The sequence below is a fragment of the Streptomyces sp. NPDC053069 genome (assembly GCF_044546895.1).
Classification (GTDB): Bacteria; Actinomycetota; Actinomycetes; order Streptomycetales; family Streptomycetaceae; genus Streptomyces.
Genome location: NZ_JBITZN010000032.1, coordinates 1 through 4539 on the forward strand (window position 1 = coordinate 1; position 4539 = coordinate 4539).

7 protein-coding genes are annotated in these 4539 nt (G+C 69.1%); 4 read left to right on the top strand and 3 right to left on the bottom strand.

What is annotated here, in order from left to right:
* The first annotated feature begins 181 nt into the window (after nt 1-181).
* Nucleotides 182-649 carry an SUKH-3 domain-containing protein gene (locus ACIGXP_RS39935; RefSeq protein WP_399776921.1) on the top strand — a complete coding sequence of 156 codons (468 nt, stop codon included), beginning with the start codon at nt 182-184 and terminating at the stop codon, nt 647-649.
* A 5-nt stretch (nt 650-654) separates the two neighbouring features.
* Here the strand turns inward: ACIGXP_RS39935 and ACIGXP_RS39940 are convergent, their stop codons facing one another.
* Nucleotides 655-1098, bottom strand: a complete 444-nt coding sequence (locus tag ACIGXP_RS39940) for a transposase (RefSeq protein ID WP_399776923.1) — start codon at nt 1096-1098, stop codon at nt 655-657.
* Between the two features lie 43 nt (nt 1099-1141).
* Here ACIGXP_RS39940 and ACIGXP_RS39945 point away from each other — a divergent pair, with 43 nt between their 5' ends.
* Nucleotides 1142-1351 carry a DUF397 domain-containing protein gene (locus ACIGXP_RS39945; protein ID WP_399776936.1) on the top strand — a complete coding sequence of 70 codons (210 nt, stop codon included), beginning with the start codon at nt 1142-1144 and terminating at the stop codon, nt 1349-1351.
* Between the two features lie 233 nt (nt 1352-1584).
* Here the strand turns inward: ACIGXP_RS39945 and ACIGXP_RS39950 are convergent, their stop codons facing one another.
* Entirely contained in the window at nt 1585-1941 is a 357-nt protein-coding gene (locus tag ACIGXP_RS39950) for a DoxX family protein (RefSeq protein WP_399776925.1), read from the bottom strand.
* A 172-nt stretch (nt 1942-2113) separates the two neighbouring features.
* Nucleotides 2114-2878 (bottom strand): helix-turn-helix domain-containing protein, encoded by a 765-nt coding sequence (locus tag ACIGXP_RS39955; RefSeq protein WP_399776928.1) that lies wholly within the window; start codon nt 2876-2878, stop codon nt 2114-2116.
* On the opposite strand from ACIGXP_RS39955, the gene ACIGXP_RS39960 reads away from it, so the two are divergent.
* Together ACIGXP_RS39960 and ACIGXP_RS39965 are read left to right on the top strand one after the other, a co-directional pair.
* Nucleotides 2877-3248: a hypothetical protein gene (locus ACIGXP_RS39960; RefSeq protein WP_399776931.1), complete on the top strand. Its 372-nt coding sequence runs from the start codon at nt 2877-2879 to the stop codon at nt 3246-3248. The genes ACIGXP_RS39955 and ACIGXP_RS39960 overlap by 2 nt on opposite strands.
* Before the next feature lie 121 nt (nt 3249-3369).
* A complete protein-coding gene (locus ACIGXP_RS39965) occupies nt 3370-4311 on the top strand; it encodes an NAD-dependent epimerase/dehydratase family protein (RefSeq protein ID WP_399776934.1) in 942 nt (313 codons plus the stop codon).
* Nucleotides 4312-4539 lie beyond the last annotated feature (228 nt).

Here is a 4539-nt window from a genome sequence, read left to right on the forward strand (position 1 = left end):
GTGCGGTGAAGATTCGACACCTCCACCACACACGGGGGCCTTCGCCACGATCAAGACCGGCCAGCGTTAACAACGCTCGTGATCAATACACCTAGCGGGCAGAGCGGCATTGATCATGGCTAACTCCCGCGAGTGTCTGGGATGATCACCTCATGCTTCGAGCCATGGGGCTGAGCCTGTCATGAACGAGTGGTCGCCGGAGGTGCTGGAAGTCCTGGAGGCTTCTGGATGGACGGCGGGCAGGCGGGTCGACACGACGGGCTGGCGGTCCAGGTTCGAAGCGGTCGGGATCGTCATGCACGACGCTGCCGAGAGGTTCCTCCAGGAGTTCGGAGGGCTGACCGTGAGCATCGGCGGCCCGGGAATCAACCGTGCCCGGGAACCGTTCGAGCTGGAGCCGGAGCTGGCTTGGGGAGAGGATGACCGGTTCTCCGAATGGAGCGACTCGTTGGGGAGACGTCTCTTTCCGCTCGGCGAGCTCGATCACGGCCGATTCTTTCTCGGTATCGATGAGGACAGTGAGATCTACCTTGTCGAGACCTGGGTCGCCTGCTTCGGGCCGATGCCGCACGCCCTCGAAAATCTGATCCTCGGCGTGATGCCCCGCAGGATCGATGACGATCACAGACAGTCGGATCAGGCCCACTGAAATGGTCATTTGGCGAGCAGCACCCGCTTGCGCAGGAGCTCGAATCCTGTGCGACCGAACATCTGGCGCTTGAGCATCTTGATCCGGTCGACATGGCCCTCGACGACACCGGAGTTCCACGGTTGGGAGAGTCCGGCGACGACGGCATCAAGGTCGCGTTCGAGGTGCTGGGCGAACCGGCTGAGACTGGGCAGGCCGGTAGCTGCTCTGGTGGATTCGATCCGCTCCGGCAGTTGGTCGCCTTGCAGGTCGGTGACCATGTGGGCGAAGGCCCGCACGTGCTTGGCGAGGACGTCCAGCTGGGGGCAGTTGGCCAGCACGGCCTTGAGCTGGATCCGGTCGCTTTCGACCAGGGCGTCCGTGTGGGTCAGGAGCCAGCGGGTCACGGCGCGGGCCCATGGCGGCCGGGGTCCGACCGGCTGGAGTTTGCCGCGCAGAGTCCTGCTCACGTAGGTGCGAACGTTGCCGTAGCCGTCAGGGCAGTCCTGCTCTCTGATCTCCTCCCACAATCCAACGTGTTCATCCGTCGGCTGCCCAGCATGGGAAAGAGGTGGCGCCGCACCTGGACTCCACGTCCGCTCACGCGGCCTGGTCCCCGTCCGTGATTCCAAGGTTCCGAGCGGCCCGGTGCTGAGCTTCCCCGCCAGCTCTTTCTCGTCTTTCCTGATGGGTGTCAAGGAAGGAACCTTCGGCGCCGTCTGACCCGTTCTGCCTGATCAAGGTTCGTCACACAGCAACCACTAGGAGCTGTCGGGGCGATCATGTGACGTGGTGTGGATCCGGGTCCGTTGCACTGGGCATGGGGCGCGATCAGCGTGGCGTCTGACGCGCAATGGGAACGGCTGCGGCCGTTCCTGCTGGTGCGTAACGACCTCGGGATGACTTGACTTCGGGTGCAGCTCCTCCTGAGGGACGGGTCCCGATTCACCACTGGGTCACCAGGAGCCGTGGTAGGCCAGGTTCACGACCAGGGCTGCCGCAGGCAGGCAGAAGAACGCGGCCCAGGGCGCCAACCGGTAGTCACGGACCCGCAGGTGGACGCAGAGCGCACCGAGGAAGTACAGCACGAGACCGGCGGCGGCGAGCGTGCCGAGGACCGGCACGGCGAATCCGGCCAGCAGTCCCAGCGCGCCCGCCGCCAACAGTGTGCCCAGCGGGCGCATCCAGGACCGGGGCACGCGCAACTTGTCCGCCTGGCTCCTGGGGTACTCGTGGCCGATGAAGTTGGCGGTGGCGGCAAGGCCGTTGACAGCCGAGGTGAGCAGGGTGACCACGAGGTAGGTGGCGAACACGAAAGTCTCCTTCTTCTTCGCGGGAACGACCGCTGGATATCCGCCCTCTCGGACGAGTCCGCGCCTCCAAAAGTGACATGCCTGGCCGGAGCAGTCCCTCAGATGGAGCCGCACCCATTGACTCCGTGCGTGCGGGCCTGGGGTTCGGCTGGTGGGTGATCAGGAGGGTCGATCAGGTGGAGGAACGCCCGATCGACGCAGGCGTGCGCCCGAGAAGGCTCCGAGCCGTGCGGGTGAAGTGGGCTTGGTCGGCGAAGCCCGCGACGGCTGCGGCCGAGGCCGCGGACTCGCGCGGCAGGTCGGCGACGGCCACCCTCAGTCGGGCCCATTGCCGCAGCCGTGTGAGCGGGACACCGACCGAGCCGTGAACGAGCGTGCGCAGCCGTGATGGTGAGAGCCCGACGTCGGCGGCGAGGGAGCCGACGGGAACGCCGGAGCCGGCCCGTGTGCATTCCTGCACCGCATGGGTCACACGCGGATCGACTGGGCGGCCCGCTCCGGTGAAGGAGAGGAGTTCGGCGCGTGCCGCGGCCAGGTCGCTGTCCCTCCCAGGGCCGGGGCCGGGGGTTCCGGTGTGCCCGAGAGCGGCGAGGATGCGCCGGGCGGCACGGTCCCCGAGCCGTGCCAGGCCCAGGCCGGGGCACAGGACCCAGGGGTCGAGGAAGAGGGCCACGTAGCCGGCGGACGCGGCGCAGGTGTGGGCCAGCTGCGGGGGCACGATCACCCCGGTCGCCGCGACGGTGCGGCCTGCGCCGTGTCCGACCTCGACGTGGCCGCCGAGGGGGAGCACGACCTTCCACGCCGGGTGGCGGTGGAGAGTGACGTGGAACGGGCCGGACTCGGCGAACATCGTCGCGTCGGGACCGGATGCGAAGTGGAGTCGGCGATCGTTTCGTTCAAGCGCCCACGCGCGGTTCGGGACCACGATCACGTTCATGAATGCTACCGCGGCCATCGCACTGGCGGTCTTCCTGATCGCCGTGGGAATCGGGCACTTCCTGCTCCCCGGATACTTCCGCACCCTGGTGCCGTCCTGGCTGGGCCGGGCCCCAGTTCTCGTCGCCGCCAGCGGGGCGGCGGAGATCGTCGTCGGAGCCGGGATCCTGATGCCGGCAGGCCGGGCGGTCGGCGGCTGGGCCGCAGCCGTACTGATCACGGGCTATCTGGTTTGCCATCTGGACGCCTTGTGGCGGGCATCCGGTGATCGGCCGCGCCTGCTGGAACGCCCCGTCGGCGCGGCGGTCCGGCTGGTGGTCAACCTCGTCTACATCGGCTGGGCGGTCGCGGTCGCACGGGCGGCCGCCTGAGAGGCAGACGAGCCGCTCGCGGGACGACAGACACAGATCCGTGTCACGTTCCGGGGCCCCGGCCCGTCCAGTGTGTGTCTGGACGGACGAGGGGCCGAAGGGCCCGAATCGGGAGGCTGGGATGGGCCCAATGACGGTGCTGCTGGCGGGGGCGACCGGAGCGGTCGGAGGGCCACTGACGCGGGCACTGGTCGGGGCGGGCTACGAGGTCCTGGCGCTGGCTCGGTCCGAGGAGTCCGCGGCGGCGGTGCGTGCGTTCGGGGCGGAGCCGGTGCGAGCGGACGCGCTGGACCGGGACAGGCTGCTGAAGGCCGTGGACGGGCTGGCGGCCGACGCGGTGATCCACCAGCTGACCGCGATGAAGGCGCCGTCGCGCAGGCTCACGGCGGACAATCCGACCAATGTGCTGCGCTCGCGGGGATCGGCGAACCTGCTGGAGGCGGCGGGGGTGCTGGGGGCTCGCCGGTTCCTCACCCAGTCCCTGGTGCTGGGCTACGGGTATCGGGATCACGGGGAGCGGTTCATCACCGAGGAGGATCCGTTCGGGGTGTACCGCGGCACGGTCTCCGACCATGTGGTCACCGGCCTGGTGGAGGCGGAGGAACGGCTGTTCGCGGCGGACCACGTAGCCGGGACGGCACTGCGGTACGGCCTGTTTTACGGGCCGGGCACCTGGTTCGACCCCACGCCGGGCAGTCGGCCGATGCCGGTGCCGCTGAGCGGCGGCGGGGTAATGTCGTGGATCCACATCGACGACGCCGTTGCCGGCACCCTCGCCGCGCTGAAGGACGGCCGGTCGGGCCAGGCCTACAACATCGTGGACGACCGGCCAGCCAGGTTCGGTGAAGTCGCGGCAGCGGCCCGGCGGGGCCGGCCGGGACTGCGGCTGCCGGGCTGGGCGCTGCGCGCGACGGTGCCGTACCTCGGCGACCTGATGCTGGACACAACGCTGCGGGTGTCCAACAAGAAGGCCGCCCGTGACCTGGCCTGGACCCCGCGCCACCGGGACCATCGGACCGGGATGGCCGCGCCCGCACGCTCAAAGCTCCCGCTGGCCGGGTAGGCGGCTCCGGCGGGTACCGGAACCGCCACTCGGGACGAACGAGTACGCCAAGCCGGGTGATCCCGGGACGGCGACGGTGGCGCGATCCGCGGACCTGGCTACGGGCAGCCAGGCACCCTGGCCGCGCAGCGCACTAGATGTATTGACCTGAAGCGTTGTTGACGCGGCTGATCGGCGGTTGGCCGCCGAGTGCGGTGTGGCAGCGGTGGTGGTTGTAGGTGTGCAGGA

Coding starts and splice junctions, on each gene's coding strand:
- ACIGXP_RS39965 (WP_399776934.1), top strand. CDS start 3,370: ATGGGCCCAATGACGGTGCTGCTGGCGGGGGCGACCGGAGCGGTCGGA.
- ACIGXP_RS39960 (WP_399776931.1), top strand. CDS start 2,877: ATGAATGCTACCGCGGCCATCGCACTGGCGGTCTTCCTGATCGCCGTG.
- ACIGXP_RS39955 (WP_399776928.1), bottom strand. CDS start 2,878: ATGAACGTGATCGTGGTCCCGAACCGCGCGTGGGCGCTTGAACGAAAC.
- ACIGXP_RS39935 (WP_399776921.1), top strand. CDS start 182: ATGAACGAGTGGTCGCCGGAGGTGCTGGAAGTCCTGGAGGCTTCTGGA.